This is a genomic window from Stenotrophomonas sp. I18B00994, assembly GCF_014145825.1.
Taxonomy (GTDB): domain Bacteria; phylum Pseudomonadota; class Gammaproteobacteria; order Xanthomonadales; family Xanthomonadaceae; genus Stenotrophomonas; species Stenotrophomonas maltophilia.
Genome location: NZ_JACIUW010000006.1, coordinates 241541 through 268302, shown reverse-complemented (window position 1 = coordinate 268302; position 26762 = coordinate 241541). Strand labels below are relative to the sequence as shown.

At 67.8% G+C, this 26762-nt stretch carries 22 protein-coding genes; 16 read left to right on the top strand and 6 right to left on the bottom strand.

Going from position 1 to position 26762, the window contains the following annotated elements; translation table 11 throughout:
* Positions 1-109 precede the first annotated feature (109 nt).
* Positions 110-496, bottom strand: coding sequence for a MerC domain-containing protein (locus tag H4O10_RS09200; protein WP_049453406.1), 387 nt, complete (start codon positions 494-496; stop codon positions 110-112).
* 69 nt (positions 497-565) lie between these two features.
* Between H4O10_RS09200 and H4O10_RS09195 the strand changes: the two genes are divergently transcribed.
* A complete protein-coding gene (locus H4O10_RS09195) occupies positions 566-1891 on the top strand; it encodes a GTP-binding protein (RefSeq protein ID WP_088470122.1) in 1326 nt (441 codons plus the stop codon).
* A gap of 78 nt (positions 1892-1969) precedes the next feature.
* On the opposite strand, the gene H4O10_RS09190 is transcribed toward H4O10_RS09195, so the two are convergent.
* Both H4O10_RS09190 and H4O10_RS09185 read right to left on the bottom strand, forming a co-directional pair.
* Positions 1970-3577 carry an ATP-binding cassette domain-containing protein gene (locus H4O10_RS09190; protein WP_049453401.1) on the bottom strand — a complete coding sequence of 536 codons (1608 nt, stop codon included), beginning with the start codon at positions 3575-3577 and terminating at the stop codon, positions 1970-1972.
* 225 nt (positions 3578-3802) lie between these two features.
* Positions 3803-4702 carry a LysR family transcriptional regulator gene (locus H4O10_RS09185; RefSeq protein ID WP_005407877.1) on the bottom strand — a complete coding sequence of 300 codons (900 nt, stop codon included), beginning with the start codon at positions 4700-4702 and terminating at the stop codon, positions 3803-3805.
* Between the two features lie 228 nt (positions 4703-4930).
* Between H4O10_RS09185 and H4O10_RS09180 the strand changes: the two genes are divergently transcribed.
* Together H4O10_RS09180 and H4O10_RS09175 are read left to right on the top strand one after the other, a co-directional pair.
* A complete protein-coding gene (locus H4O10_RS09180; protein ID WP_049453400.1) occupies positions 4931-6109 on the top strand; it encodes a serine hydrolase domain-containing protein in 1179 nt (392 codons plus the stop codon).
* Positions 6106-7290, top strand: a complete 1185-nt coding sequence (locus H4O10_RS09175; protein WP_049453397.1) for an MFS transporter — start codon at positions 6106-6108, stop codon at positions 7288-7290. Before H4O10_RS09180 ends, H4O10_RS09175 begins: the two co-directional genes overlap by 4 nt.
* Before the next feature lie 315 nt (positions 7291-7605).
* On the opposite strand, the gene H4O10_RS09170 is transcribed toward H4O10_RS09175, so the two are convergent.
* Positions 7606-9222, bottom strand: a complete 1617-nt coding sequence (locus tag H4O10_RS09170) for an EAL domain-containing protein (RefSeq protein ID WP_049452203.1) — start codon at positions 9220-9222, stop codon at positions 7606-7608.
* 230 nt (positions 9223-9452) lie between these two features.
* Here H4O10_RS09170 and cycA point away from each other — a divergent pair, with 230 nt between their 5' ends.
* Positions 9453-10826: a D-serine/D-alanine/glycine transporter gene (gene cycA / locus H4O10_RS09165; protein ID WP_049433473.1), complete on the top strand. Its 1374-nt coding sequence runs from the start codon at positions 9453-9455 to the stop codon at positions 10824-10826.
* A gap of 225 nt (positions 10827-11051) precedes the next feature.
* Positions 11052-11828, top strand: coding sequence for a lytic transglycosylase domain-containing protein (locus H4O10_RS09160; RefSeq protein WP_049452202.1), 777 nt, complete (start codon positions 11052-11054; stop codon positions 11826-11828).
* Positions 11829-11876: 48 nt separating this feature from the next.
* Here the strand turns inward: H4O10_RS09160 and H4O10_RS09155 are convergent, their stop codons facing one another.
* Entirely contained in the window at positions 11877-13397 is a 1521-nt protein-coding gene (locus H4O10_RS09155; protein ID WP_049452201.1) for a hypothetical protein, read from the bottom strand.
* A gap of 165 nt (positions 13398-13562) precedes the next feature.
* On the opposite strand from H4O10_RS09155, the gene H4O10_RS09150 reads away from it, so the two are divergent.
* Positions 13563-15644: a gluconolaconase gene (locus H4O10_RS09150; RefSeq protein ID WP_049452200.1), complete on the top strand. Its 2082-nt coding sequence runs from the start codon at positions 13563-13565 to the stop codon at positions 15642-15644.
* Here the strand turns inward: H4O10_RS09150 and H4O10_RS09145 are convergent.
* On the bottom strand, positions 15622-16029 hold the full coding sequence (locus H4O10_RS09145) for a YciI family protein (protein ID WP_010484148.1): 408 nt from the start codon (positions 16027-16029) through the stop codon (positions 15622-15624). The genes H4O10_RS09150 and H4O10_RS09145 overlap by 23 nt on opposite strands.
* A 729-nt stretch (positions 16030-16758) precedes the next feature.
* On the opposite strand from H4O10_RS09145, the gene H4O10_RS09140 reads away from it, so the two are divergent.
* The 10 genes from H4O10_RS09140 (at position 16759) to H4O10_RS09095 (ending at position 26622) form a co-directional block, all read left to right on the top strand.
* On the top strand, positions 16759-17172 hold the full coding sequence (locus H4O10_RS09140) for a YciI family protein (protein ID WP_033833692.1): 414 nt from the start codon (positions 16759-16761) through the stop codon (positions 17170-17172).
* 67 nt (positions 17173-17239) lie between these two features.
* Entirely contained in the window at positions 17240-17662 is a 423-nt protein-coding gene (locus tag H4O10_RS09135; protein WP_005407887.1) for a VOC family protein, read from the top strand.
* Positions 17663-17698: 36 nt separating this feature from the next.
* Entirely contained in the window at positions 17699-18109 is a 411-nt protein-coding gene (locus H4O10_RS09130) for a VOC family protein (RefSeq protein WP_049430110.1), read from the top strand.
* 24 nt (positions 18110-18133) lie between these two features.
* Positions 18134-18490, top strand: a complete 357-nt coding sequence (locus H4O10_RS09125; protein ID WP_049452545.1) for a DUF1428 domain-containing protein — start codon at positions 18134-18136, stop codon at positions 18488-18490.
* A gap of 45 nt (positions 18491-18535) precedes the next feature.
* Positions 18536-19798, top strand: coding sequence for a sigma-70 family RNA polymerase sigma factor (locus H4O10_RS09120; protein ID WP_182681003.1), 1263 nt, complete (start codon positions 18536-18538; stop codon positions 19796-19798).
* 107 nt (positions 19799-19905) lie between these two features.
* A complete protein-coding gene (locus tag H4O10_RS09115; RefSeq protein WP_033833696.1) occupies positions 19906-21102 on the top strand; it encodes a hypothetical protein in 1197 nt (398 codons plus the stop codon).
* Complete coding sequence (locus H4O10_RS09110; RefSeq protein ID WP_049452543.1) at positions 21093-22193, top strand: hypothetical protein; 1101 nt, start codon at positions 21093-21095, stop codon at positions 22191-22193. Before H4O10_RS09115 ends, H4O10_RS09110 begins: the two co-directional genes overlap by 10 nt.
* A 97-nt stretch (positions 22194-22290) precedes the next feature.
* Positions 22291-22968 (top strand): hypothetical protein, encoded by a 678-nt coding sequence (locus H4O10_RS09105; RefSeq protein ID WP_012479008.1) that lies wholly within the window; start codon positions 22291-22293, stop codon positions 22966-22968.
* 16 nt (positions 22969-22984) lie between these two features.
* A complete protein-coding gene (locus tag H4O10_RS09100) occupies positions 22985-24631 on the top strand; it encodes a CsgG/HfaB family protein (protein WP_049452542.1) in 1647 nt (548 codons plus the stop codon).
* Between the two features lie 341 nt (positions 24632-24972).
* Positions 24973-26622 (top strand): M28 family metallopeptidase, encoded by a 1650-nt coding sequence (locus tag H4O10_RS09095; protein ID WP_049453916.1) that lies wholly within the window; start codon positions 24973-24975, stop codon positions 26620-26622.
* The last annotated feature ends 140 nt before the right edge of the window (positions 26623-26762 follow it).

Below are 26762 nucleotides of genomic sequence, written 5' to 3'. Positions count from 1 at the left end.
AACGGGCATTTTTATAGTGGTTCATCCGGGCTCTTTGGGGTCTGGAGAGGTGTGGTAACCACCATTTTCCAAAGATGTCCCGGATGAACAACGTACAGAGAGATCACAACTAACAGTCGACTCTACCCCCGTGCCGGTGCCGCGCGTTCCAGATATGCGTTGCGGCCAGCAGCAGGCTGCCGGTGACCGTCATCGGCGTTTCCCAGTCATGTGAGGGCAGCGCCAGCGCGCCGGCCAGCAACAGGCCCAGACCGGCGCCGGCGGTGGCCCAGGCCAGCACCGGCAGCGGGTGACGTCGCTCGGCCCGCCACAGCGCGTAGCCGGTCAGCGGCAGGGCGATGGCCACGAACAGCAAGTGCACCCATTCCGCTTCGGCCCAGGTGCCGAACAGGGGGAGCGCGGCGGCCAGCAGGGGCAGCGCCAGGCAGTGCAGCAGGCACAGGCTGGACAGGGCGACCGCGCCGGCATCAAGCAGGGCGGCAGACGGCGACTTCATCGGGGGAGGTTCCTTGCGCAACAATTGTTATAAGGTAACATTTTCATTCCGCAGCCAACCCGCTCCGACATGAACACTGTTTCCCGCGCCGACCGTCGCCTTCCGGTCACCGTACTGTCCGGCTTCCTGGGGGCCGGCAAGACCACCCTGCTCAACCAGATCCTGCGCAACCGCGAAGGCCTGCGCGTGGCGGTCATCGTCAATGACATGAGCGAGGTCAACATCGATGCGCAGCTGGTGCGCGAAGGTGGCGCCGAGCTGCGCCGCACCGAAGAAACGCTGGTGGAATTCAGCAACGGCTGCATCTGCTGCACGCTGCGCGACGACCTGTTGCAGGAAGTGCGGCGTCTGGCCGATGCAGGTCGCTATGACTATCTGCTGATCGAATCGACGGGCATCGGTGAACCGATGCCGGTGGCGGCCACCTTCGCGGTGCGCGACGAGCATGGCTTCAGCCTGAGTGACATCGCGCGGCTGGACACGATGGTGACGGTGGTCGACGGCAGCGCGTTCCTTGCCGACTTCGGTTCGACCCTGCGCCTGGCCGAGCGCGGCCAGCAGGCCGGCCCGGATGACGACCGGGGTGTGGTTGACCTGCTGTGCGAGCAGGTCGAATTCGCCGACGTGATCGTGGTCAGCAAGGTGGACCAGGTGGATGACGAAGTGCTGCAGGACACGCTGGCCGTGCTGCGCGGGCTGAACCGCGACGCCAAGCTGCTGCTGTCCAGCTTCGGCGATGTGCCGCTGGCCGAGCTGCTGGATACCGGTCGCTTCGACATGGAGCGTGCGCAACGTGCGCCGGGCTGGGTGAAGGAACTGCGGGGCGAGCACACACCGGAAACCGAGGAGTACGGCATCGGCAGCTTCGTCTACCGCTCGCGACGTCCGTTCCACCCGGCGCGCTTCGCCCGCGCGCTGCAGTCCGGCATGCCCGGCGTGATCCGCAGCAAAGGCTGGTTCTGGCTGGCCAACCGCATGGACTGGGTGGGTGAGCTGAACACCGTGGGCGCTGCGACGCGCACGCAGGCGGCGGGCTTCTGGTACGCCGCACGTGACCGCGTGCGGGCCGGGCTGGAAGATACCGCGCCGTTGTTGCCGCCCACGCCGCTGCCTTACAGCGACCTGGGATGGGCGCGGCAGCAGGCCGACTGCTGGAGCGCGCCGCTGCCGGGGCCGGAAGAATTCCCGGATTCGGCCGCGCACGCGGCGATGCAACGGCTGTGGCATCCCTTGTGGGGCGACCGTCGCCAGGAACTGGTGGTGATTGGCGTGCACATGGATGAGCGCGCGGTGCGTGCGGAGCTGGATGCGTGCCTGCTCAACGACCAGGAGCTGCGTGCGGGGCCATTGCTGTGGCAGCAGTTGCCGCAGGCGTTCCCGGTGTGGAAGCGCTGAGCGGGCGCTGAGGGTTCGGGGTGTGCCGGCCAGCGGCCGGCACTGCCCGCCCCGAGTCGATCCACACAGGGCGTGGATCTACAAGGCGTCACGCCACTGCCAACCCCCGGTGCTCACCTGCAGTACGTGGGTTGGTCGCAATGCCTGCAGCAGGTGCCGGTCGTGGCTCACCATCAGCAGCGCGCCCGGCCACGCCGCAAGCAGTTCCTCCAACGCCTGCAATGCGCTCAGGTCCAGCGCATTGCCGGGTTCGTCCAACAGCAACAGCTGGGGCGCGGGATCGGCGTACAGCACGCTGGCCAGCGCACCTTTCACGCGTTCGCCATCGCTGAGGCTGCGGGCTGCCCGCTGGATGCGCTGTGCATCCAGCCCTAGCAGGGCCAGCCGCGTGCGCAGCTCGCCTGGGTCCGCGCCCGGGTTGGCGGCCTGCACGGTGTCGAGGATGCTGCGCTCGCCGGACAACCCCAGCAGCTGCTGGTCGAGCAGGGCCAGTGGCGCATGCCGTTGCACGGTGCCGCTGCGTGCAGGCAGCTGGCCGGCCAACACACGCAGCAGGGTCGATTTGCCGCTGCCGTTGTCACCGACCACGGCGATGCGCTGGCCGCGACGGATCTCCAGCTGCAACGGTGCACTGCAGCCATGTGGCAGCACCAGCGCCTCGGCCTGCAGCAGGCGCGTGCTGCCACGGTCACCCGCACCGGCGAACAGTGCCAGTTCCGGCGCCGCGTGCACCGCCGATGCCGCTGCGCGCAGATGCTCTGCGCTGGCCTGCAGGCGTTCGGCCTGCACCTGTTGTGCGCGGCCGTGGCTGGCCTCGGCGCGCTGCTTCTGCCGGCCGAGCAGGATCGGGGCCTGGTTGGCCTGCTTCGCATCGCGGTTACCACGCGCCTGGCGTTGTTGTTGCCGTTCGTGCTGTTCGCGCGCGCTGCGTTGCTGCTGGCGGTGCTGGGCGCGCGCATGGTCGAGCTGGGCGGCGGCAGCTTCGCGCTCGGCGGCGCGCGCATCGGCGTAGTGCTGCCACGGCCCGCCATAGCGATGCAGCCCGCGCGCGTCGAGCTCGACGATCTGCTGCATGTGCGCCAGCAGTTCGCGATCATGACTGATCACCAGCAGGCCACCGCGCCACTGCTGCAACCGTTCGTACAGTTGTTGGCGATGGCGTGCATCGAGGTGGTTGCTGGGTTCGTCCAGGATCAGCCAATCGGCACCGCTGGCCCAGGCACCGGACAGCGCGACCTGCATGGCCTGGCCACCACTGAGGCGCGCGGCCGGCTGGGCGGGATCGAGGTCGTCGGGAAGCCGAAGCGCCCGCCATTGCTGCTGCAGGCGTTCGCGCAGATCCCAGCGGTCGCCGACGCAGGCGAAGTCGGCCTCGTCCACGCTGCCGGCTTCGATGCGTTGCAGTGCAGCCAGTTCCGCGCCGACGCCGGCCAGTTCACCGACCGTGCCGGCGGGTGGATAGCCGGGCGTCGGCAACAGGAACACGCGGCCACTGCCGCGCACCTGGCCAGTGTCGGGCAGCAACCGTCCGGCCAGCAGGCGTGCGAGCACGCTCTTGCCGGCGCCATTGGCACCGACCAGGCCGGTGGCGACCGGTTCGAAGGAAAACGCCAGATCGGAAAACAGCGGGCGGCCGTCGGCCAATCGATACGACACGCGATCGAGCGTGAGGGAATGCGGGGTCATGCGACCTCCATGGATGCCGGGTTCTCCCCTGCGCGCAGGGGCGGGAAGAGTCAGGCCGTCTGGTGGGAAGACGGCGGCATCAATGGCGCATTGGTCGCGAGCCTCTGGGAGGAATGAGCGGCCAGTATAGCGGGGCTGGCTGAATGGTTTGATGGCGCGACTCTACAAAGGCATCCACGCATGGCGTGGATCTAATGTGGGCCGGGCATGGGGTGGATCGATCTCCTACGGCACGGTTTCCAGGCGCGCGCTGACGAAGTCGATGAACACCCGCAGCTTCGGAAGCACGTGGCGGCCGGAGGGCCACAGCAGGTGGAAGATGCCGCAGGAATGCACATGCTCGTCCAGAACGGTGACCAGCCGGCCGTCGGCCAGTGCATCGCGCACCGAGTGCACGGGCACGAACGCCAGGCCGATATCGCGCAGTGCCAGCGCTACCCGCGCTTCGATGGTGTTGGCCACCATGTGCACCGGCAGCTCCTGCGGTGTTTCATGGTCGGGCCAGTGGATCGGCCACAGTTCCAGCTTGCCGGTACTGGGGAAGCGATAGTGCAGTAGCGTGTGCTGCATCAGATCGGCCGGTGTGCGCGGCGTGCCGCGCCGCTGCAGGTAGGCGGGTGAGGCGACGATGCGGCGTGGAAACACACCCAGGCGTCGTGCGTTCATGCGTGAGTCGCTGGGCTCGCCGACGCGCAGTACGGCATCGAAACCTTCCTCGATGACGTCGACCAGCCGATCACTGAAATCGAGGTCGAGGCGGATATCGGGGTAGGCCGCCATGAACTCGGCCATCAGCGGCAGGGTCAGGTCGCCCACCAACGGCAGGCCGATGCGCAGCGTGCCGCGAGGCGTGGCGTGCGGTTGTGCCAGCTCGGTGCGTGCGGCATCGCGCTCGTCGAGGATGCGCCGGCAACGCGCCAGGAACAGCTGGCCTTCGGCGGTGAGGGTGATGCTGCGCGTGCTGCGGTGGAACAGGCGCACGCCCAGCGCATGCTCCAGGCGGGCAACGCATTTGCCAGCGGCCGAGGCCGAGATGCCCTGCAGGCGCCCGGTCTCGACGAAGCTGCGGGTATCGGCCGCGTGCACGAAGGTCTGCAGATTGGCGAGGTTGTCCAGGACTGACATGGGCGTGTGGGCGATGAAAGCGGCAGGGTAGGTCGGCGCGGCCGTAGTGGACGGCTCCGCCATCGCAACACTGTGGTGCGGGGTGGCGTGGGGACCGTTGCGGCCTTGCAGTTCCGGCCATCATGCCGATTGCGGACTGCATGGTCCATGATGCCCGGAGCGGCAACCGGCTTTTTGCGCTGCGCCGTGCTGCCTAACGTGGCGGGCCTCTCCCCACGGATTCCCGCGATGAATGCCGCTCCTTCCCTTGAACCCGCGCCGACGCTGCCATCGGTGCAGCGGCTGCTGCAGCAGGTGCACCCGCAGCGCCTGGTCGGTGCGGTGGTGCTGGTGCGCGAGCACGGTGTGCTGCGCCACGCCAGCGCGACCGGGCTGGCCGATCGCGAGTCGGCCACGCCGATGCAGCGCGACCAGTTGTTCCGGCTGGCATCGGTGAGCAAGCCGCTGCTGACCACGGTGATCCTGCGCCTGGTAGCAGAGGGCGTGCTCGACCTCGATATGCCGGTGCAGCGCTGGCTGCCGGACTTCCGCCCGGCACTGGCCGACGGCAGCACGCCGCCGATCAGCCTGCGCCAGCTGCTCAGCCACAGTAGCGGGTTGGGCTATCGCTTCCTCGAAGCCGATGCCGACGGCCCGTATGCGCGCGCTGGGGTCAGCGATGGCCTGGACGCGAACCCGCTCTCCCTGGCCGACAACGTGCGCCGCATCGCGCAGGCGCCACTGCTGTTCGCGCCGGGCAGCCAATGGCTCTACTCGCTGGGCGTGGACGTTGCCGGTGCCGTTGCCGAAGCAGCGACGGGTGAAACGCTGCAGGCACTGTACGAGCGCTTGCTGGCCGCACCGCTGGGCCTGCGCGACACCGCCTTTGCTGCGCGCATCGCGGCACGCTTGGCCACGCCCTATGTAAGCGACGCGCCGCAGCCGCATCGCCTGCAGGAAGGCGAGGTGGTCGCTCCGTTCGAGGGTACGGTCGGCATCGAATACAGCCTCGCGCGCGCCACCGATGCCAGCCGTTTCCCCTCGGCCGGGGCCGGCCTGGTCGGTACCGCCGATGACGTGATGGCGGTGCTGGAAGCCTTGCGTGATGTGCAGCGTTCAGGCCTGCTGCCGCCCGCACTGGCAGCGGAGATGGCCAGCCCGCAGGTCGGCGAGCAGGGACCGCCGGAACCGGCCGGCTGGGGCTTCGGCCTGGGCTTTGCGGTGCTGCGCGATGCGGCCGCAAGCGGCACGCCGCAGAACGCAGGTACATGGCGTTGGGGCGGTGCCTACGGGCACAGCTGGTTTGTCGATCCTGTGCGCGGGCTGAGCGTGGTGGCGCTGACCAACACCCTGTACGAAGGCATGGACGGTGCCTTCGTCGATCAACTGCGCGATGCGGTGTATGCCGATGTGGGGACCGTGCGATGAGCGGCCATGCCATCGATGCAGCCAGCCCCGCCGGTGAAGCCACGCGCCTGCCATGGGCCGGCCTGCTGGCGTTGGCCGGTGGCGGCTTCATCACTCTGCTGACCGAGACCCTGCCGGCCGGTGTCCTGCGGCCGATGGGCGACAGCCTTGGTGTGAGTGATGCGGCGGTCGGCCAGCTGGTCAGCGTGTACGCACTGGGCTCGGTGATGGCCGCATTGCCGATGACCGCACTGACCCAGCGCCTGCCGCGACGCCCCTTGCTGCTCGCTGCGATTGCCGGCTTCGTGCTGGTCAACACGCTGACCGCACTGAGCAGCAGCTATCCGCTGATCCTGGCCGCGCGTTTCCTGGCCGGCGTGAGTGGTGGCCTGCTGTGGTCGCTGGTGGCCGGTTACACCGCGCGCATGGTGGTGCCGTCGTTGCAGGGCCGGGCAATCGCGGTGGCGATGGTCGGATCGCCGTTGGCGCTGTCACTGGGTGTACCGGCCGGTACGTTGCTGGGCCAGCAGATCGGCTGGCGTTGGGCATTCGCGCTGATGAGCGTGCTGGGCGTGGGGCTGCTGGCGTATGCGCGTTGGGCACTGCCGGCCTTGCCCGCCGCCGGTGCCGGCCGGCGCATACCGCTGGGCACGGTGTGGCGCATGCCGGGCGTGCGCAGTGCACTGCTGGTGATGGTGCTGTACGTGCTGGCGCACAACGTGCTCTACACCTACATCGAACCGCTGGCGGTGGAGGCCGGCGCCGGCCCGTGGCTGGACCGCCTGCTGCTGGCCTTTGGCGTGGCCGCCATCGCCGGCATCGGCATTGCCGGCTGGGGCGTGGACCGTCATCTGCGCACGCTGGTGTGGGCGGCGGTGATCGGCTTCATCGTGCCGGTGCTGGCGCTGCTGCTGTGGCCGGGCGACGCGACCGCGCTGCTGCTGGCGACGATCCTGTGGGGCGTGGCCTTCGGTGCGGTGCCTACGTTGTTCCAGACCGCATTGGCACGGCGTGCGGGTGCCGCCGCGGATCTGGCGCAGTCGATGCTGGTGACCGGCTGGAACCTCGCCATCGCCGCCGGAGGCGTTGCAGGGGGTGTGCTGCTGCAGGCGGGCGGCCCGAACCAGTTGGGATGGCTGCCGTTGCTGCTGCTGGCGGCGAGCGCTGCATGGCTGCTGGCGCGGCCGAAGGCCTGGGCCTAGGCCCAGGTCAAACGTTACGGAGGTGCCGGCCAGCGGCCGGCACTACCGTGGTCCACGCCATCCACGCATGGCGTGGATCCAGCGAGCGCAGCGACCCGCGTTTGCTTTTGCCTTTTCCCGTTGATTCCGTGGTGGGACGCTGCAGGAACCTGTCAGAGGCCGGGGCGGTCGGATTCGCGGGGGTGTCCGCGGCATGGATGCCGCGGCCAAGCCCCCATGGACGGGTTTACGGCGTCCCCCGCGAACCCGACCGTCCCGGCCAGCCCTGGGATAGCAGTACGCGACCCGCCACGAGGGGCTCCGCCGTTCGCCGTCCTACTCCACTCCCTCACGCTCGATCGGCACGCTGCGCGGATTCTGCATGTGCTCCCGCGCCGCGCCATAGCGCTGCTGCCGCTTGTGGTGGAATGCCACGAACTCATCCCGTGGCAGCGGCCGCGAGAACAGCCAGCCCTGCGCGAACTCGACCTTCCGGGTATGCAGGTACGCCAGCTGTGCCTCGGTCTCCACGCCCTCGGCCACCACCCACAGGCCCAGCTCCTTGGCCATGTCGATGATGTGCGGCGTCACCGGGCTGGTCGCGCTCTCGGTGCCGATCGCATCGATGAACGACTTGTCGATCTTCAGCGCATCCAGTGGCAGCTGCTCCAGGTACTGCAGGCTGGAGAAGCCGACGCCGAAATCATCAATGGCCACGCTGTGCCCGGCCCGACGTGCCTGTGCCAGCATCGTGCGGGCGCGGTCCAGATCGAGGAAACCGTGTTCGGTGGCTTCCATCCAGATCTGCTGCGGCAGGATGCCGCTGCCGGCCATGTGCTTGGAGATCATCTTCAGCGCACGGCCGCTGCTGATGTCTTCGGCGGCCAGGTTGATCGCAATGTGCGCGCTGCGGTCGGCCACCAGCAGTTCGCGCATGTCGCGCACCACGTTCTCGATCACCAGATCGGTGACTGCGGCGATCATGCCGGCCTCTTCGGCCAGCGGAATGAACAGGTCCGGCCGCACCTGGGTGCCATCCGGGCGCTGCCAGCGCACCAGCGCCTCGGCGCCGACGCAGATGCCGGTATCCAGTTCGATGATGGGTTGATAGTGCAGGTACAGCTCGCGGCGGCGGATCGCCGTGGCCAGCTCGCCGCGCAGGGACAGGCGGCGACGCGACAGCCAGATCACCAGGCCGGCACCGATGGCGGCCAGCAGAACGCCGATCGGCACGAACAGCCAGGCCTGCTGGCGGAAGGTCGCGGCAAGCGCGGTACGCGGCGTGGTTGCGATCGCCAGCCACTCTTCGTTGCGCGCGGTGGCGTACAGGGTGTTGTGGTCCAGGCCCTCACCGGGCGCGCGCAGCAGGGTTTCCAGCAATGCCGGATCCATGCCGTCCTGCCTGGCCAGGAGGCGGCCGTCCGGGCTGGCCAGGGCAAGGCGCACGTTCGGGTCGGCGATGACATCGACGAAGCGGCGCGGATCGACCAGCACGTCGTAGTTGCCATACAGGATCGACAGGACCTGGCGCCGTCCGCTTGCCTCGGGGCGCACATCCACGGCGATGCCGGCGCCATCACTGGTGACGTGGTCGGACCTGGGCTGGTTGACGTCGGACAGGAACGGGCCCCACGACGTGCAGCGCAGCTTGCCACCCTCGAAGTAGCCCATCTGGTCGACCGACGGCGAGGTCATCACCAGCGTCTGCATGCGCCGGATGTGGTCCGGCCCGCACGGATCGTAGGCGCCGGCTTCGGCGGACTTCAACGCGGCCAGCGCTTCCAGGTAGGACTGGTCGGCGCGGCGCAGGGTGCGGCCGGCGATGTCGCGCAGGCGCTGCTGCTCGACACTGACCGCACGGTCCCAGGTGGCATAGGCCATCACCGCGATCGGCACGGCTGCGGCCAGCAGCGCCAGTGCGGTGCCGCCGATGATCACGCGCAGCCGGCTCATGGCCGGGGCTCCAGTGGGGCGGGCAGGGCAGGGCGCATGGTCGGGCCGATCCTTGGGCAGGTGCGGCTATCTGAGCATGGCGCCGGGCCGGGCGGAATGGGATGAATCCGGTATTCGGTCACATTGTGATGAAAGCGGCGAAGTTTGACGGGATTGGCCCATCCGGCGCTGGCGCTCCGGCCTGTGGAGGACTACCGTCGAACGCTTCGCCCGCCCTTTTGCCCGCGCCCATGACCGAGCCCGCAACGCCCCCCGAGCACCTGCGCCGCAGCCTGTCCAACCGCCACCTGCAACTGATCGCCATCGGTGGTGCCATCGGCACCGGCCTGTTCATGGGCTCAGGCAAGACCATCAGCCTGGCTGGCCCGTCCATCGTCTTCGTTTACCTGATCATCGGCGCGATGCTGTTCTTCGTGATGCGCGCGATGGGCGAGCTGCTGCTGTCCAACCTGCAGTACAAATCCTTCATCGATTTCTCCACCGATCTGCTCGGCCCCTGGGCCGGCTTCTTCTGTGGATGGACGTACTGGTTCTGCTGGATCGTCACCGCCATTGCCGATGTGATCGCCATTGCCGCCTACGCGCAGTTCTGGTTCCCCGGGCTTGACGCCTGGAAGCCGGCGCTGGCGTGCGTGATGCTGCTGCTGTCGCTGAACCTGGTGACGGTGAAGCTGTTCGGCGAAATGGAATTCTGGTTCGCGCTGATCAAGATCGTGGCGATCTGCGCGCTGATCATCACCGGCGCCGGCCTGGTGGCGTGGGGCTTCACCTCGCCCAGCGGCCACACGGCGTCGCTGTCGAACCTGTGGAACGACGGCGGCATGTTCCCGATGGGCCTGGTCGGTTTCTTCGCCGGCTTCCAGATTGCGGTGTTCGCCTTTGTCGGCATCGAGCTGGTCGGCACCACCGCCGCCGAAACCGCCGACCCCGAGCGCAACCTGCCCAAGGCGATCAACTCGATCCCGGTACGCATCATCATCTTCTACGTGCTGGCGCTGATCGCGATCATGGCCGTCACCCCGTGGCGCCAGGTGGTGCCGGACAAGAGCCCGTTCGTGCAGCTGTTCGTCCTTGCCGGCATCCCTGCCGCCGCCAGCCTGATCAATTTCGTGGTGCTGACCTCGGCAACGTCCTCGGCCAACAGCGGCATCTTCTCCACCAGCCGCATGCTGTACGGCCTGGCCGAAGAGGGCCACGCCCCGCGCGGGTTGTCGAAGTTGTCACGCGCCGCCGTGCCGGCCCGTGGCCTGCTGTTCTCGTGCCTGTGCCTGCTCGGTGGCACGCTGCTGATCTACCTGATTCCGAACCTGGTGACCGCCTTCACCCTGGTGACGACGCTGGCCACGGTGCTGTTCATCTTCGTCTGGTCGCTGATCCTGGTGGCCTACATGGCCTATCGCCGCCGCTACCCGGAACGCCACGCTGCGTCGATCTTCAAGATGCCCGGCGGTGTTGCCATGTGCTGGGCCTGCCTGGTGTTCTTCGCCGCCGTGCTGGTGCTGCTGAGCCTGCAGGCCGACACCCGCCAGGCGTTGATCGCCAGCCCGGTGTGGTTCGTGCTGCTGGGCGTGGGGTATTGGGTGCGTCGGAGGACCGCGAGATGACCGGGGATGCGGGGGCGGCAAGGCCGAAATCGGGAACGTCGGAAGAGTCGACTGTTAGTCGACTGCTCTCCCGTGGGCTTCCGGAAAACCCCGCGCTGCGCGCGACAGTCGACTGACAGTCGACTCTACCGCCGCCGGCGCCGGTGCCCGCGCGGGTGCAGGGCGCAGCCCTGCCGGCCCCCATTCACCCAACATTAGCGGGCGCGGCCGGATGATCCGGCCGCCATGTCCCGTCACCCGCTCCTGCTTGCGCTGTTGCTGCTGCCCAGCCTGTGGCCCGGGCTGGCCGCCGCGCGCACCGTCTACCGCTGCGTGCAGGGCAACACCGTCAGCCTGGCCACCGCGCCGGAACCCGGTTCACGCTGCACCCCGAAGGAAATCGACGACAACGCCATCCAGACCCCGAACCTGTGGGGCAACATGGGCGTGTTCAGCGGCGTGCTGTACGAGCGCGAGCAGGATGGCGCGCTGGTCTACTCCACCCGCAACCTGCCCGGCTCGCGGGTGTTCCTGAAGTTCACAATGGCCACGCCGCCGGGCGAACCTGCCCACGAAGGCCTGGGCAAGGTCGGCAAGCCGCAGTTGGCGCAGCACGCCAAGCAGTTCAAGGCCGCGGCCAAGGCCACCGGTGTCGATGACGCATGGCTGCGCGCGATTGCCCATGCCGAAAGCAACTTCGATGCGCTGGCGGTCTCGACCAAGGGCGCACAGGGCGTGATGCAGTTGATGCCGGAGACCGCACAGGAATATGGCGTGCGCGATCCGTTCTCGCCGCAGCAGTCGATCGAGGGCGGCGCGCGCTACATGCGCGCGCTGCTGCGCCGCTACAACGGCGATCGCCCGTTGGCGGCGGCCGCCTACAACGCGGGCATCGGTGCAGTCACCCGCTACAAGGGCGTGCCGCCCTACGCCGAAACCCTGGCCTATGTGGACAAGGTGATGGCCCTGTACGCACGCTACCGCGAAGCGATGGGCATCCGTACCGAGGTGCCAGCCCGCTAGGCGGAAGGTGTAGTGCCGAGCCCACGCTCGGCGCCACAGAAAATCGGCTCAGCGCGAAGTGGAAGCGCTGACCAGGTCGTAGCGCTCAATGCGGCCGACGCGTGCCACCTCGGCCTGCACGTCGGCGCGCTGCTTCAGCGCACGCCAGGCCGCATCGATCTTCACGTCACCGGGCAGCGAGGGGTAGGTGCGCATGTCCTGCAGGGAGGCCAGCGCCTCGCCACGGTCGGTGGGGGAGCGCAGCTGTTCGATCAGCACTGCGGCTGCGCCGTCTAGGTTGCCTTCGTCCAGCAGCATCTCGCGATGGAACAGGCGTGCGTCGTCGCGCTGGGCAAGGATCACCGAGCGGGCGGCTTCCACTGCCTGGGCATCGCCGCGTTCGCGGGCGGCAGCGAACTGCAGCAGTGCCTGGGCCGCCTTGCCGTAACCGGCCAGGCCTGGCATGTCATTCACTGCGGCAGCAGCGTCCTGCATGCGGCCCAGCGAACTGAGCACGAAGCCGACGTTGAACTGGTGCTCGGCACCATCCGGGCCCAGCGCACCGATGCGTGCGGCCAGCCTGGCTGTGGCCAGCGCATCGTCGGTACGGCCCAACCGGCGCAGCGCCGTAAGCCGGCTGTTGAGCAGCCATGCCACCCATTCGGCTTCCGCCGCCGAGGGCGACTCACCTTCGGCCGCCGCACCGGCCATGCCATCGGTCAGTGCCAGCACTTCCTCGTTGCGGTCCAGCATCAGCAGCGTACTGCTGAACTCGGCCATGCGTGCGTCCAGCGCCCGGTCGAGCAGGCCGGAGACCCGCAGTTCGTCGAGGTGTTTCTGTGCAGCCTGCACCGGATCGAAGCGGGCATCGGCGCGGTCGACATAGCGATCAAACCGCTTGTCACTTCGCAGGCGGATGATCTCGGCGGGGCCGGTGATGCGCGCCAGCGTGGCGGGAATCCTGTCGCCACGGCCGTTGTCGGCCTGCAGCGTGGCCAGCGCCAGCCACAGCCCGGTGGGTTCCAGGCCGCCGCTCTTCCAGCCGTTGTCGAACAGCGCCTGCAGCAGTTCCATGCGCTGCTGGGGCTGGTCCCGCAGGCGGAACTGCAGGTAGTTGATCGCGTGGTGGTCCACCGGCAACGGCGCGTCGGCATGCTTCAGCGCCTGCACCAGGTGCTTCGTGGCAGGTGCCGGTTGGTTCTCGGACAGTTCCACCGAGACCAGGGTCAGCAGGATCTGCGCGTCGTCCGGCAGTGCTTCCTGTGCGCGCTGCAGGTAGCGGCGGGCCTGATCCGGCTTCTTCTGCACCATTGCGGTCCAGCCGGCCACCTGCGCGGCGCGGCCGCGGTGTTCGGCATCGAAGTCATCCAGCATCGGATCTTCCATCAGCCGTTCCATCGCGATCAGTGCGCCCAGCGTGTTGCCACTGCGCGACTGCTGGATGGCTTCATCCCATCGCGTGGCATAGGCCTGGTGCATCGCATCGGCGGTGACGGACGGCTTCTGCGGCACCACCGTGATCGAAGCAGTGGCGGATGTGCTGGCCAATGTGGCAAACAGCAGGGCGGCGACGGGGAGGATGCGGGGCATGGAGGATTTCCATCCGTGGGAACCGCATTGAACCCGCTGCAGCCAGCGAGAACAAGCGCGACGGATGGAACTCTGGCGTTTGACCGCGTGATTGGCCATGGCGGATCGTGCGTTCAGCGACTATTGTCGGTGCCTCTTCGGACAGCAGGCAGGCAGCGCAGCACGATGGCACGGTGGCAATGGATGGCGGCAGGCGTAGCGTTGGCGACGGTAGTGGCATTGGCCGCAACCTGGTGGGAGACACCGCTGCATACGCTGGCTGAACCGCCGGGTCCGGTTCCAACGCCGCTGGCGTGGACTGCGCAGATCGAACCGCTGGCCGGCGATGGCCACCCGGGTGACCGCGATGGCGCGTCCGCGCAGGCACGTTTCGCCGATCCGTACGCATTGCTTCGCAGTGCCGATGGCAGCGTCTATTTCACCGATGCCGGCGACAACAACCGGATCCGCCGCCGCTTGCCCGATGGTCGCGTTGAAACGGTGGCCGGGCAGGGCGAGGGGCGCGTTGATGGCCCGGCACTGCAGGCCAGTTTCAATACGCCTTCGGGCATTGCCGCCGACGCGCAGGGCAACCTGTATGTGGCCGACACCGGCAACCATGCCATCCGCCGCATCGGCACCGATGGCCAGGTGACCACGCTGGCCGGTGGCGAACAGGGCCACGCCGATGGCCCTGCCGCGCAGGCACGCTTCGATGCGCCGATGGGCATTGCAGTGGATGCGCAGGGCCAGATCTACGTGGCCGACACCTTCAATGACCGCATCCGGGTGATCGGCACCGATGGCAACGTGCGCACCCTGGCCGGCGGCGATCGGCCGGGCCTGGCCGATGGCACCGGCGCCGCTGCGCGCTTCGATACGCCGGTGGCGCTGGCCTTCGACGCGCAGGGCGCGCTGCTGGCGGCCGACCTGTTCAACAACGCGGTGCGCCGCGTAGGCGCCGACGGCACGGTGAGCACCGTGGTCGCCGCCGGTGGCGTGATCAATGGGCCGCTGTCGCTGGCCACCACCCACGATGGCGTGCTGTACGTGGGCGATCTTGATGGCCGCATCGTGCAGGTGACGCCGCAGGGCCACCAGATCGCGCTGGTCGGCAATGGCCGACTGCCGCGCCTGGCCCGCCCAAGCGGGCTGGCGATGGATGCCGATGGCAGCGTGCTGGTGGCCGACGCCGCCAGCTACCGCCTGCATCGCCTGCGCCCGCTGCCGGTGGGCGAACTGCCGGCACCGGCACTGGTCGGCCCGGCTGCCGATGCGGCGTTGCCGGAGACGGGTGGCCGCTGGCCGCTGGCACCGCAGGACGGCTGGCATGAAGTGGTCGGTACGTTGGGTGAGGTGCGCGGCAACTTCACCGGCGAGAGCCGCCACCACCTGCATGGCGGTTTCGACGTGCGCGGTGATGTGGGCCAGACCGTACTGGCGATTGCCGAGGGCAAGATCAGCAGCCCGGTGGCCGCCTGGAACCTGGGTGAGCAGGCCGAGGGCCTGGCGGTGGACCGCCTCAAGTACATCCACATGCGGGTCGGCCGCACCCCGCGCGATGAGCCCTACGATGCGCGCTGGCAGGCGTTGTATGACGAGCAGGGCAAGCTTGAGCGGATGCGCGTGCGCCGCGGCATGCGCATCCACGTCGGCGACCGTCTGGGCAGCGTCAACAACCAGGCGCACGTGCACCTGGCCGTGGGTACCGGTGGTTTCGAGACCAATGCCGTGGCGCTGGGCTTCCACAACTACGCCGATCACTTCGCACCGCGCATCACTGATGTCGCACTGCTGGACGACAACGACCAGCCGATGGCCGCCGGCAGTGATGGCGTGGTGATGGTCGCACGGCAGGGGCGTGGCGTGCAGATCGTGATCGAGGCCTGGGACCAGGTCGACAACAACCTGCCGCGTCGTCGCCTGGGCATGTACCAGGTGGGCTACCAGATCCTCGATGCCGGCGGACAGCCGCTGCAGGGTTACGAGCAGCCGCGCTGGAACATCGTGTTCAACCGCATGCCGCCGCAGAAGGAAGCGGTGCGCGTGGCCTACGCGCCGGACAGCGGTATCACGGTGCATGGCAGTGCGGTGACCCGGTTCCGTTACCTGGCTACCAACACCGTGCGTGATGGCCTGATGGAAACCGGGCGCTGGCAGCCGGCGGCGCTGCCGCCGGGCGAGTACATCGTGCGCGCCAGCGTGCGCGACTACAGCGGTAACGAAGGCGTCGGCCCGCGCGAGATCAGGGTACGGCTGCTGCCATAGCCGCAGCCGGGGCGCCGCAGCGCTCGCGCTCGGCGTCCATGTCTTCCAGCGGCCGCACTTCGATGCTGCCAAAGCGCGCCCAGGGGAAGTCGCGGGCGATGCGCATGGCTTCGTCGCGGTCGCGGGCAACGATCAGGTTGAAGCCGGCCAGCAGTTCGCGGGTTTCGGCGAACGGGCCATCCAGTACACGGCTGTGGCCATCACGCACGCGCAGGGTCTGCGCGGTGTCGACCGGTTGCAGCTTCTGCGCGGCCAGCAGCGTGCCCTCGGCCTGCAGCTTGTCGGCATGGGCCAGGCAGTCGCGCATCAGCGCGTTGAATTCTTCGATGGGCAGGGCCTGCAGCAGGGCAGGCTCGATATAGATCAGAAGCAGGTACTGCTGCATGGGACGGTCCTGGCGGGGGCGGGGTGTCCATGATCGCGCAGGATTGCGCGTGGGCATGTTGCAGCGCGGGAGGCGGCGCCTTCGGCGGGGATCGGCGAACGGCGGAGCCCCTCCGTGGTGGGGTTGGGTTGGTCGCTGAAAGCTGGTTCCTGGCGGTTGGCCGGGCGGGTAGGCGGGTCGGGGGACGCCGTAAACCCGTCCATGGGGGCTTGGCCGCGGCATCCATGCCGCGGACACCCCCGCCCCGCCTACCCACCCGGCCTTGGACAGATCTCTGCAGCTGATCCACCACGGAAAATCACAAACAAGAGCAAAAGCGGATCGCTTCGCTCGCAAAGCCGAGGCCGCCAGCCAATCGCCGTTGTTTTTGCTTTTGCTTTTGCCTTTTTTCTTGATCTTCCCGTGGTGCGTGCCGGAGGCAGGAAACTGTCCAAGGCCGGGTGGGGAGGCAGGGCAGGGGCGTGAGCCGCATGGATGCGGCGACCGAGCTTACATGGACGTACTTGCAGCGTCCCCTGCCCTGCCTCCCCACCCGGCCAAACCCATGAACCCGAGCTTTCAGCGACCAACCCAACCCCACCACGGAGGGGCTCCGCCGTTCGCCGACCTCCGCCGAAGGCGCGCTTTCCGCGCAAGAAAAAAATTTCCAACAGACGTGTCGATTCCCAGCCCCCTGGTTCGTTGTACCCAATGAAGGGCACGCACCACGCGTCCCCACGGGAGACCGCAATGAAAGTGATGGTGATCGTGAAGGCCAACGCCGACTCCGAAGCCGGCCGCATGCCCAGTGAACAGGAATTGTCCGAAATGGGCGCCTTCAACGAGCAACTCGTGGCCGCCGGCATCATGCTGGCCGGTGAAGGTCTGCACGCCACCCAGCGCGGCCGTCGCATTCATTTCGGCGGCGGGGCACCCAAGGTCGAGGCCGGTCCGTTCGGTCCTGCCAGCGAACAGATCGCCGGCTTCTGGCTGTGGGAGGTGCGGTCGCTGGACGAGGCCGTCGAGTGGGCCAGCCGTGCGCCGTTCGGCAGTGGCGGCACGCTCGAACTGCGTCCCTTGATCTCCGCCGAAGACTTCGGTGAAGCCTTCACCCCCGACTTACAGCAGCAGGAACAGCGTCTGCGTGCACAGCTGGAAGGTTGACCCGATTCATCTCCCTGCCGGGCACGACCCGGCACTACTGCCCTGAACCGCACAACGGAGTATTGCCATGAAACTGATTCCCTTCCTCGGCTTCAGCGGCCAGGCCCATGAGGCGATGGCGTTCTACGCCAAGGCACTGGGTGGCCAGGTCACCTCGGAAATGAAGTACCGCGACATGCCGCCCTCCGATGGGTCGCCCGGCTGCAACGAGATGCCGCCGGAAACCCTGGACCACGTCGCGCACAGCCAGCTGGAAATCGGCAGCGCCATCGTGATGGCGGCCGACGGTCCCGGCGGTGGCGAGGGTGGCTCGACCACCATCAATGTCGACGTCGACAGCATCGAAGAAGCCGAACGCGTGTTCGCTGCACTGGCCGAGGGTGGCCAGGTGCAGATGCCGATTGCCGAAACGTTCTGGGCGCACCGCTGGGGCATGCTGATCGACCGCTACGGCAAACCGTGGATGGTCAACTGCATGAAGCAACCCTGATTCCTCTCTTTCTTTCATCCACAAGGAGCTTCACCGATGAGTGCACCGCAACCGCAGATGATCTTCGTCAACCTGCCTGTGCAGGACCTGGAAAAGTCGAAGGCGTTCTTCACCGCGTTGGGCTACAGCTTCAATCCCACCTACACCAATGACGATGCGGCTGGCATGGTCATCAGCGAGAGCATCTACGTGATGCTGCTGACCCAACCTTTTTTCCAGCAGTTCACCAACAAGCCGATTGCCGATGCGCACACTCACACGGAAGTGATCAATGCGCTCTCGGCCCCCAGTCGCAAGGCAGTTGACGAGTTGGTGGACAAGGCACTGGCGGCCGGCGCCAGCGAGCCGCAGCCGGCGCGCGACCTGGGCTTCATGTACCAGCGTGCCTTCCAGGACCTGGATGGCCATCTCTGGGAAATCGCATACATGGACGGCGAGCCGGGCTGACGGCCGCCGCAAGGGAGAACCCTCATGGCTTACGTGGATGCTTACGTGCTGCCGTGCCCACAGGACAAGGTGGGGGCCTACCGCCGCCTTGCCCGCAAGGCCGGTGCGGTGTGGAAGGACCATGGCGCGCTGCAGTACATGGAATGCGTGGCTGACGATGTGGAACCGGGCAAGAGCACCTCGTTCCCGCGTGCGGTCAAGGCAAAGCCCGGCGAAACGGTGATCGTCGCCTTCGTGGTGTTCCGTTCGCGCGCGGCGCGCGACCGCATCAACGCCAGGGTAATGGCCGACCCGCGGCTGGCGTCGCTGGGCCCGAAGGACATGCCGTTCGATACCAGGCGCATGTTCTGGGGTGGCTTCAAGCCGATTGTTGAAGCGTGAGCTGTGGCGCTTGTGCGGGCCGGGCCTGCGTGCTGTGATCGGCGCATGCCCGATCCCGCACTGACGCAGCGTCTGGAAACCCTCTGGCGGATGGAGTCGCCGGTGTTGATCGCGCGCCTGGCGCGGCTGCTCGGGGGCGATGTCGGCCGTGCCGAGGAGCTGGCCCAGGACACCTGGCTGGCCGCGCTGGAGCGCTGGCCGGAACAGGGCATCCCGGACAACCCCGGAGCCTGGCTGATGACCACTGCGCGCAACCGTGCCATCGATGTGCTGCGCCAACACCAGCGGGTGGCGCAGCAGCATGCGCAGTGGGGCGAGGAACTGCACCCAGCGGCGCTGCCGGCACCGGATGACAGCCAGGCGCTGGAGGATGACCTGGGTGACGATCTGCTGCGGTTGATGTTCGTGGCCTGCCATCCGGTGCTGCCGGCCGATGCGCGGGTGGCACTGACCCTGCGCCTGCTCGGTGGCCTGACCACCGTCGAGATCGCACGTGCGTTCCTGCAGCCCGAGCCGACCATCGCCCAGCGCATCGTGCGCGCCAAGCGCACCTTGGCGCAGAAGCAGGTGCCCTATGAGGTGCCGCGCGCGGACGCGATGCCCGAGCGGCTGGCTTCGGTGCTGGAGGCGATCTACCTGGTCTTCAATGAAGGTTACGCGGCCAGCGCCGGCGATGACTGGATGCGTCCGGCGCTGTGCGAGGAAGCACTGCGGCTAGCACGCATCCTGGCGCACCGGCTGCCGGTGCCGCCGGTGCTGGGCCTGCTGGCACTGATGGAACTGCAGGCATCGCGTGTTGCGGCACGGACCGACGCGCAGGGCGCGCCGGTGCTGCTGGACCAGCAGAACCGCGCGCGCTGGGACTGGCTGCAGTTTGAACGCGGGCAGCAGGCGCTGGCCCGCGCGCTGGCCGCCGGTGGTGCTGATGATCCCTATGTATTGCAGGCGCGCATCGCCGCCTGCCATGTGGCTGCGCGTCGGGCTGAAGCCACCGACTGGCCACGTATCGCTTCGCTCTATACCCAGTTGCTGCAGGTGATGCCTTCGCCGGTTGTCGCTTTGAATCGGGTCGTGGCGGTGCTGCGCAGCGAGGGCGCGTTCGCTGCGTGGGCACAACTGCAGCCGCTGCTGGTGGATGCACGCCTGCGCGACTATGCCCCTCTGGAGGTCGTCCGCGCGGAGATACTACAGGCGCTGGGGCGCGACCTCGACGCACGTCATGCTTTTGCCGAAGCCGCCAGACTCAGCCAGAACCAGGCGGAGCGGGGCCTGCTGCGCCAACGGGCCGGACTGCCGCCCCAGGAGTGACTGCGACGAACGCAGCACTTGTCGGCAGGCGCCTGAGCGGCTATGTTTCGCGCCCATCGGACGCATCAGCGTCCGCATTCCGTGCGTATTGACCGAGGAGCGGTTGGATGTATTCAAGGACGAAGAGCGCATCGCGCGCTTTTGCGCGCCTGCTTGCCTGTGCCCTGTGCCTGGCCGTGTGGCCGATGGCCGCGCAGGCGGCTGACAAATCGCAGCAGGCCTACTGGGCCGGTTTTGCCTATACCGCGGATGCCGCTGCCGTGCAGGCGACCACGCCGCATGCGCATGCCGTGCTGGAAAAGCGCGGCCTGATCCCGCTGAACCAGACCCTGGCGCAGGCGCTCAAGCGCCGGCCGCCGGCGAACCTGGAGCTGATCGACCAGCCGGTGGCGATGCTCGACGGCACCACCAGCGCGACTGTGCTGGCCGCCGCACTGGACCGCGAACTGGTCTCGGTCGAGCCGATCGGCAACCAGTACAAAGTGCTGGTGGAAGTGGCCCTGCAGGCACTGTTCTTCGATTTCCGCGAGCGCCAGGTGATCGCGTCCTATCCGCTGACCCTGCAGCGCATCGACGTGCAGGACTATCGGCCGGACAACGACGATATCGACGCGATCGTCGCCGATCTGCTGTACGGCAGCGCCGATACCAGCCTGTCGCAGGTGCTGGCCGCCAGTCTCGCCCAGGCCAAGCTGCCCGACGCCGCCGTGCGTCGCCTGCAGGTCGGTGGCGTAACCCTGTCCGACGCGGTCCGCGCCAAGCTGCCCGACCCCAAGTGGGAAACCCCGCTGCGCGCCACGCTGGCCCATGAACTGTCCAAGACGCTGTCGTCCAATACCGGCGTCGGCCTGCTGCCGCCGGCCTCGGGCCAGGCGATCGGTGGTGCGATGGCCGCCCGCTTTGCCGACGGCAAGGTCTACCAGCTGAAGATTCCCGAGCCGGACTACGTCATCACTGTGCAGGTCGATGCGCTGAAGAACGGCGTCATCAATGAAACCCCGGCGATGAAGACGATGCTGTTCGGCGCATTCTTCACCGCCAAAGTGACCGAGCCCTTCTCCGGCAAGGTCTATTTCGAACAGCCGCTGCGCAAGGGCGCCACCAAGGTGGTGCCGGTCACGCAGTGGCAGGTCGACCAGTGGTCGGCCAGCTACGAAACCCTGCTGGCCGGCTTCGATGCCTTCGCCGGCGCCGCCGCCAAGCGTGCCGATTCGCGCGCATGGCTGGACGAACAGAAGCCGGGCGGCCGCCCGTTGCAGCAGCAGACCCAAGCCCTCCAGGAGTTGATCAAGTCATGTCGTTGATGCGTACCATCCTGCTCATCCTCATCGCGCTGGTGGTGGCCTCGCCGGTCGCCGCGCAGACCGCGAGTTCGCGCGGTACCGGTTCGGCCAGCTACGGCCTGCGCCTGAGCGCCGACACCCGCGCCCAGGCCCTGAACAAGGCCAAGGTCAATGCACTGGAGGCGTACATCGCTGAAACCGGTGCGGCCAAGCTGCGCCTGTTCGAAGCCCGCCGCGCCGAGTTCATCGGCGAGATCGACCGTTATGTGCTCAGCGCCGTGCCGCTGTCGGACACCGAAGACAAGAAGGCCAAGACCTACACCGTCACTGTCCGCGCCGAGATCAACACCACGCTGCTGCAGACCAAGCTGGACGCAGGTTCGGCCGTGGCCGGTGCCACCGCCGCGCAGCGTTCGCTGCTGACCTTCCTGTTCATGGCACGCTCGCAGGACACCGTGCAGTCGTTCCAGGACAAGGAATACCGCCGCGTCGACGCCAGCAGCAGCTACAGCGAGAACACCCGTGAAGGCGACAGCTTCCGTGGCAACTCGGTCAGCACCAACGGCAGCATCAACCAGAACGGTTCGGTGTCGATCACCAGCGGTGGCAGCACCACCCAGCGCAGCGACAACATCAGCTGGAAGGTGGCCAATGCCGCTGAAGTGAACACCGCGATGACCGGTGCCTTCAGCGCCGCCGGCTACGAAGTGGTTGAAGCCGAGTACGTGGAAGGCGAATCGCGCGGCCTGCTGAGCATCGAGCGCATCCGCAAGGACTTCAGCACCGGCAACGACCTGTCTGCCGCCACCCTGCGCGATACCGCCAACGGCATCCGTGCGGCCAACATCCCCTACATCGCCGTCGGTACCCTCGACGTCGGCATGCGCGACCGCGATCCGGCCAGCGGCAACACCCGCGTGTTCGTCACGGTCACCGGCAAGGTGCTGGACGTGACCGGCCGTTTCCCGCGCACCGTGTCGTCGGTGGGCCCGGTGCAGTTCTCCGGCACCGGCCCGAATGAAACCGTGGCCCGTACCAATGCCCTGCAGCTGGCTGCCGAGAAGGCCGCCCAGCAGATGATCAACGAACTGAACGTCAAGGCAGTCCGCTGATCCGCCACCCGGTGGGTGCCGAGCTCGCTCGGCATCGCGCTGGGGTTACCGATTCCCACGTGCCGCTTCGCGGCCGTCTCTCCCAAAGGACACTCATATGATCCGCAATACCGCTCTTGTCGTGGCCATCGCTGCCGCCACCCTGTCGATGCCGGCCCACGCGGGCCTGGGCAAGCTGAAGGACCTGGCCGGTGCCGCCACCGGCACCTCCAGCAGCAGCGCCTCCAGCGCCGCCGCTCCGGATGAAGCCGCGCAGGAAGCGCTGGTGCGTCGTTTCGTCAGCTCGCAGTCGCACTCACTGCAGGCCCAGACTTCGTTCGCCCGCGCCTTCGGCCTGGCCGAGCAGGTTCAGCTGCTGGAAGCCGAGCGCCAGGCGCTGTCGTCGGGTTCGGTCAGCGTCGATGCGATGAAGAAGTCGGTGTCGGTCAGCGAAGCTGCGCAGGCCGCGATCAACGAGCGCCAGGCCGCTCAGCCGGAACTGAACGCTGAATCCAAGCAGCACTACGCCGAAGGCCTGGTCTCGCTGCTGGCGTCGGCAGCCGAAGCACAGAAGCTGGGCGGCGAAGCCAGCAGCTTCACCGCCGGCATGAAGAACCTGGGCGCGACCCAGCTGGCCACCGTTGGCCGCAAGCTGGCAGCGGGCGCATGGGTGGCCAAGGAATCGCCGGGCTTCATCCAGGGCTTGTACGGTTCGACCAAGTCGGCCGTGACCTTCGCCAGGAAGAGCAAGGTGAAGGTGCCGTCCAACGCCGACTCGATGCTCGACTCGATCTGATCCGAGGCGAATCTCCATGCGTATGACAACCCGTTTGATCGGCCTGGGCCTGGCCGCCGCGCTGCTTGCAGCCTGCGGCAAGCAGGACACCCCGGCCGCCGCGCCCGCCAAGGACAAGGCAAGCAGTGCACTGGCCAGCAATGCGCCAGTGGAAGCAGCGTCCCTGCGTGGCACGCCGGATTTCGGCGGCACCACCCAGGTCGCGCGCGAAGCCGACGGCATCGGCAGCACCCCGGAACTGGCGGTGCTGGCGGCGCTGCAGTCGGCCGTGGCGCAGGTCAACGGCGTACGCGTGGCCAGCCAGATGCAGGGCCTGCGCGCAGGCCTGCATGTGGATGTGGATGGCGAACACGTCGGCGATATCCGCGCCGACGCGTTCACCCAGCAGATGATCGCCGGCTCGCAGGGCGCGGTGCTGGGCTATGAAATCCTGTCGCAGGATGAAGTGCGGCAGCTGGACGAGGAAACCATCGCCCGCGTGCGCGCCAGCGATGAAGGCTGGAGCTTCAAGGGCTCGGCGTCGGCCACTGCGTCCGGCGAAGCCTCGGCCAAGAGCGGTTCGGCCTCGGCCAGCGTCAGGGAAAGCTACGACGAGAAGGTCAGCGTCGATGCCAAGCGTGGTGCAAGCTCGTTCGATTCCGACGTGACCCACCGCAGCATGCGCAGCTACTGGAAGGTGCGCGTGCGTGCACAGATCGCCCAGTACCGCGCACCGGACGAACAGGGCAAGCCGAAGATCGTGGTTGCACTGCCGCGCACCAAGGCCGGCAGCTACGCCGTAGGCGATGGCCGCGTGGATGCCGATGAAGTGGCCGACGCGATCCGTGCGCGCCTGTCCGACACGCTGACCCAGACCCAGCGCTTCATCGTGCTGGACCGCGAATTCGGCGACGAACTGCAGGCCGAGATCGACCACATCAACAGCGGCAACGTGCGCCTGCAGGACACCGCGCGCGTGGGCCAGCAACTGGCGACCGACCTGATCCTGATACCGACCATCGAACGCTTCGAGTACCCGCGCAGCGTGCGCAACCTGCGCATGTCCGACCGCCAGGTGACCTCGTACTCCGGTGGCGGCCGCATCACCCTGCGCCTGATCAACGCCACCACCGGCCAGGTGGTGATGTCCGACAGCTTCGACCACCAGCTGGCCTCGACCGGCCCCAGCACCCTGCCGCGCGTGGTCAACGGCCGCAACATGGCCGCGGCGATGATGGAATCGCTGTCGGGCCAGATCGGCACCAGCATCGTCACCACGCTGTTTCCGGTGTCGGTGGTCTCGGTGGACGGTGACCAGGTGGTGCTGAGCCAGGGCGGTGACACCGTGCAGGCCGGCCAGCGCTGGCAGGCCGTGCGCCTGGGCGAAGAACTGAAGGACCCGCAGACCGGCCGCTCGCTGGGCCGCAGCGAACACCCGTGCTGCACCATCCGCATCGACCGCGTCGCTGCACAGACCTCGTACGGCACCATCGAAGACGGCGTCGACGCGATGCGCGGCGGTTTCCGTCCGGGCCAGATCGAGCTGCGCCAGAAGCTGGGCAGCAAGCCGGCTGCCGCCGCCGCAGGCGCGACTGCCTCGGCCGCTCCCGCAGCTGCCGCACGCCCGGCGGCCAAGCCGAAGCCCAAGCCCGCTGCCGCGCCGGCCGAAGACCCGAACTGGTAACAGGCTCAAGCAACACACCGATGGGGTCAGATCCCTTTCCCGCCGGGAAAGGGATCTGACCCCTTCCTGTTTCAGTCCGTGTCGACCAAGGTCGACACCCACCAACAGCAGCGGGAAGCTGTCGAAGGCGGGGTGGGTCCGGTTGCGGGGGTGTCCGCGGCATGGATGCCGCGGCCAAGCCCCCGAGGACGGGTTTACGGCGTCCCCCGCAACCGGACCCACCCCGCCATCCCACCGAATGCCTGCTTCTGCTGTTGCTGTTGCCCTGGCATCGGCAGGTGCAGGGCGCAGCCCTGCCGAATCCCATTACACTCCAGAAGGATTTCCTGCTGGAGAGAGCAATGAAACGAGTAGCACTGGGCCTGCTGGCCCTGTCGGTGTCGAGCGCACTGATGGCGGCGACCCCGAAATTCGATGGCGCGCGGATCTCCGCCGACGTCAAGGAACTGGCCTCCGACGCCTACGAAGGCCGCTCCCCGGCCACCGCCGGCGAAGAAAAGACCATCGCCTTCCTCAGCAAGCAGTTCGCCGACGCCGGCCTGCAGCCGGGCGGTGACCTCAAGGACGGCAAGCGCCTGTGGACCCAGGCCGTGCCGCTGCGCAAGGGCGACATCGTCGGCGCGCCGCAGTTGGCATTGCGCCAGGGCGGCAAGACCCTGCCGCTGGAACAGGGCAAGCAGATTGCCGTGCGCGCCGCCATGAACGGGGCCAGCAACGTCGACATCAGCAAGGCCCCGCTGGTGTTCCTCGGTTACGGCGTGAAGGCCCCGGAGCGCAACTGGGACGACTTCAAGGGCGTGGACCTGAAGGGCAAGATCGCCGTCGTGCTGATCAACGACCCGGACTTCGAGACCGGCCAGGGTGACTTCGACGGCAAGGGCATGACCTACTACGGCCGTTGGACCTACAAGTACGAAGAAGGCGCCCGACAGGGTGCGCTGGGCGTGCTGATCGTGCACGAGACCGCACCGGCGTCGTACGGCTGGGCGACGGTGGCCGGCTCCAACACCAACACCATGTTCGACGTGGTGCGCGACAACCCGGCTGACAGCCACCCGCTGCTGGAAGGCTGGATCCAGCGCGACCTGGCCGTTGAGCTGTTCCGCTCGGCCGGGCAGGATTTCGAGGCGCTGAAGAAGAAGGCGCAGCGGCGCGACTTCACCCCGGTGCCGCTGACCGGCGCCAGCCTGGACGCGAAGTACGCGGTGAAGACCGAAGTGATCACCTCGCACAACGTGGCCGCGCGCCTGGAAGGCAGCCGCCACCCGGACGAGACCATCGTCTACAGCGCGCATTGGGACCACATCGGCGTGGGCGAGCCCGACGCACGTGGCGACCGCATCTTCAATGGCGCACTGGACAACGCCAGCGGCACCGCCTCGCTGATCGAACTGGCTCGTGGCTTCGCCAAGGCCAAGCGTCCGGAGAGGTCAGTGCTGTTCCTGGCGGTCACCGCCGAGGAAAAGGGCCTGCTGGGTTCGGAGTACTACGCCACCCATCCGCTGTATCCGCTGGAAAAGACCGTGGCGGTGATCAACATGGACGGCATGGCGCCGTTCGGGCCGTCACGTGACTTCGGCATCTACGGTGCCGCGCGTTTCGAGCTGCTGGACCAGCTGAAGGACGTGGCCAAGGGCTGGGATATCCGCTACACGCCGGACCCGAAGCCGGAAGCCGGCCTGTTCTTCCGCTCCGATCACTTCCCGTTCGCCAAGCGTGGCGTGCCGGCGCTGTCGTGGTCGGCCGGCCAGGACTGGGTGGACGGCGGGGTGGCCGCAGGCAAGAAGGCCTCCGAGGACTACACCGCCAAGCGCTACCACCAGCAGGGCGACGAATGGCAGCCGGACTGGGTGTTTGCCGGTGCCGCCCGCGACCTGGAAGTGCTGTACACGCTGGGCAACCAGCTGGCCAACACGCGCAGCTGGCCGAACTGGAGCAAGGACGAATCGTTCCGTGCCGTGCGTGACGCCAGCGCCGACCAGCGCAAGTAAGGGCATGCGCCGGGTTCGCCCGGCGCCTCCCGGGCAGTGCCGGCCGCTGGCCGGCATCCCTGTGATGCATGCGGAGAAAGTGGGGAGCCGGCCAGCGGCCGGCACTACCAGATGGCCTTCCATCCCCGCTTTTCCGGCCT

Excerpts from the sequence above, each read along its gene's own strand:
- H4O10_RS09200 (WP_049453406.1), bottom strand. The coding sequence starts at position 496 with ATGAAGTCGCCGTCTGCCGCCCTGCTTGATGCCGGCGCGGTCGCCCTG.
- H4O10_RS09195 (WP_088470122.1), top strand. The coding sequence starts at position 566 with ATGAACACTGTTTCCCGCGCCGACCGTCGCCTTCCGGTCACCGTACTG.
- H4O10_RS09190 (WP_049453401.1), bottom strand. The coding sequence starts at position 3,577 with ATGACCCCGCATTCCCTCACGCTCGATCGCGTGTCGTATCGATTGGCC.
- H4O10_RS09185 (WP_005407877.1), bottom strand. The coding sequence starts at position 4,702 with ATGTCAGTCCTGGACAACCTCGCCAATCTGCAGACCTTCGTGCACGCG.
- H4O10_RS09180 (WP_049453400.1), top strand. The coding sequence starts at position 4,931 with ATGAATGCCGCTCCTTCCCTTGAACCCGCGCCGACGCTGCCATCGGTG.
- H4O10_RS09175 (WP_049453397.1), top strand. The coding sequence starts at position 6,106 with ATGAGCGGCCATGCCATCGATGCAGCCAGCCCCGCCGGTGAAGCCACG.
- H4O10_RS09170 (WP_049452203.1), bottom strand. The coding sequence starts at position 9,222 with ATGAGCCGGCTGCGCGTGATCATCGGCGGCACCGCACTGGCGCTGCTG.
- cycA (WP_049433473.1), top strand. The coding sequence starts at position 9,453 with ATGACCGAGCCCGCAACGCCCCCCGAGCACCTGCGCCGCAGCCTGTCC.
- H4O10_RS09160 (WP_049452202.1), top strand. The coding sequence starts at position 11,052 with ATGTCCCGTCACCCGCTCCTGCTTGCGCTGTTGCTGCTGCCCAGCCTG.
- H4O10_RS09155 (WP_049452201.1), bottom strand. The coding sequence starts at position 13,397 with ATGCCCCGCATCCTCCCCGTCGCCGCCCTGCTGTTTGCCACATTGGCC.
- H4O10_RS09150 (WP_049452200.1), top strand. The coding sequence starts at position 13,563 with ATGGCACGGTGGCAATGGATGGCGGCAGGCGTAGCGTTGGCGACGGTA.
- H4O10_RS09145 (WP_010484148.1), bottom strand. The coding sequence starts at position 16,029 with ATGCAGCAGTACCTGCTTCTGATCTATATCGAGCCTGCCCTGCTGCAG.
- H4O10_RS09140 (WP_033833692.1), top strand. The coding sequence starts at position 16,759 with ATGAAAGTGATGGTGATCGTGAAGGCCAACGCCGACTCCGAAGCCGGC.
- H4O10_RS09135 (WP_005407887.1), top strand. The coding sequence starts at position 17,240 with ATGAAACTGATTCCCTTCCTCGGCTTCAGCGGCCAGGCCCATGAGGCG.
- H4O10_RS09130 (WP_049430110.1), top strand. The coding sequence starts at position 17,699 with ATGAGTGCACCGCAACCGCAGATGATCTTCGTCAACCTGCCTGTGCAG.
- H4O10_RS09125 (WP_049452545.1), top strand. The coding sequence starts at position 18,134 with ATGGCTTACGTGGATGCTTACGTGCTGCCGTGCCCACAGGACAAGGTG.
- H4O10_RS09120 (WP_182681003.1), top strand. The coding sequence starts at position 18,536 with ATGCCCGATCCCGCACTGACGCAGCGTCTGGAAACCCTCTGGCGGATG.
- H4O10_RS09115 (WP_033833696.1), top strand. The coding sequence starts at position 19,906 with ATGTATTCAAGGACGAAGAGCGCATCGCGCGCTTTTGCGCGCCTGCTT.
- H4O10_RS09110 (WP_049452543.1), top strand. The coding sequence starts at position 21,093 with ATGTCGTTGATGCGTACCATCCTGCTCATCCTCATCGCGCTGGTGGTG.
- H4O10_RS09105 (WP_012479008.1), top strand. The coding sequence starts at position 22,291 with ATGATCCGCAATACCGCTCTTGTCGTGGCCATCGCTGCCGCCACCCTG.
- H4O10_RS09100 (WP_049452542.1), top strand. The coding sequence starts at position 22,985 with ATGCGTATGACAACCCGTTTGATCGGCCTGGGCCTGGCCGCCGCGCTG.
- H4O10_RS09095 (WP_049453916.1), top strand. The coding sequence starts at position 24,973 with ATGAAACGAGTAGCACTGGGCCTGCTGGCCCTGTCGGTGTCGAGCGCA.